The organism is Neobacillus niacini (assembly GCF_036961885.1).
Classification (GTDB): domain Bacteria; phylum Bacillota; class Bacilli; order Bacillales; family Cytobacillaceae; genus Neobacillus; species Neobacillus niacini_H.
Genome location: NZ_JBALNQ010000091.1, coordinates 1 through 1,413, shown reverse-complemented (window position 1 = coordinate 1,413; position 1,413 = coordinate 1). Strand labels below are relative to the sequence as shown.

The 1,413-nt window shown below is 36.1% G+C and carries 2 protein-coding genes; both read right to left on the bottom strand.

All coding sequences use genetic code 11. The features are described 5' to 3' along the window. Positions 1-31: 31 nt before the first annotated feature. Positions 32-958: an IS3 family transposase gene (locus tag V7124_RS25795; RefSeq protein WP_335409715.1), complete on the bottom strand. Its 927-nt coding sequence runs from the start codon at positions 956-958 to the stop codon at positions 32-34. Then, a partial coding sequence (locus tag V7124_RS25790; RefSeq protein ID WP_335494750.1) for a helix-turn-helix domain-containing protein occupies positions 859-1,413 on the bottom strand: 555 nt, incomplete at its 5' end. The genes V7124_RS25790 and V7124_RS25795, both read right to left, overlap by 100 nt.

Sequence of the window (1,413 nt, the reverse complement as noted above, 5' to 3'; positions counted from 1 at the left end):
TGAGGTGACCCCCGAAAGTTAGAGTTTTATTTTATGCAGCTAATTGGCTGGTATGTATACGGTATTGTACCGGACTCATGCCTGCCAATTTTTGCTTTATACGCTTGTTATTATAGTAAATCATATATTCTTCAATTCTCTTTTTTAATTCCTCAAATGTGCACAGTGCTTCCCCGTAATACATTTCTTGTTTCAGTAATCCGAAAAAGTTCTCCATGGGCGAATTATCTAAACAGTTTCCTTTTCGCGACATACTTTGGAATACCTTGTTTTCTTTAAGGGTTTTTACCCATTTATTATGTTGATAATGCCATCCTTGATCTGAATGGACAGTTGTTCTAAACTTTGAATCTTTTACAATTTCTAGAGCCTCCTCGAGAGGTTTGAGCGCTAATTCTAAGGTTGGGCGCATACTTATCCCGTACGATAGAATTTCACCATTAAACATATCCATAATGGGACTTAGATATAGTTTTACACTGTCTGAACACTTGAATTCTGTAATATCTGTCGTTAATTTTTGATGACACACATTTGTATTAAAGCGACGATTGATAAGGTTATTGGCAACAGTCCCCGTCGAACCTTTGTAAGAGCTGTACTTACGTGATTTTAATCGGAACTTGTCTCCCTTGAGCCCACGCTTATTCATAATACGTTGAACCTTCTTATGATTTGCTTTGATTCCACGGTTTTTTAATTCTAAATGAACACGACGATAACCATAATTTCCGTTATGTTCTTCGAAAATGGATTGAATAATTTTCTCCAATTCCTGGTCTGGATTATCCTTCTTCATGTTTTTAATATGATAATGATAGGAGGATTCAGGGATGCCTACTATTTGTAAAACATCTTTTAATTTGAAGGTTTCTTTGAGTTCGAATGATAACGCTGCTTGTGCTTTTCGAGATAGCCCTTCGGATCCATCTGAAAAGCTCGTAACTTTTTTAAGTATTCTACCTCTAAACGTAGAAGTTCGTTTTCTCTCTCCAATTTTTGTTCGTACGTTAATTCTTTTTCTTCTTTAATTTTTTTATTTCCGCTGTTCTTAGCTTTATCTGACATGGATGGCCGTCCTTTCGCTCTATCCAAGGCCTCGGCACCACCCTCCAAAAAAACTTTCTTCCACGAAGCTATCATAGAAGGGTTAGTTAGCCCAAAATGAAGGGCTGTATCAACCTCTGAAGAACCTGTTCTTTTCATAAAGCTTAATACATCCAGCTTGAATTTAACAGAGTAAGTTTCCTTACTCTTCTTTTTCATTAAACCTTTCTCCCCCAATTTTTCGTAAACTTTTACCCATCTCATAATGCGTGTATGATCCTTCATATTATGCTTTTGTGCTAAAAGCCTATATCCTAATTTACCTTCTTGATACTCCTTTACTACCATTAACTTAAATCCTTCACT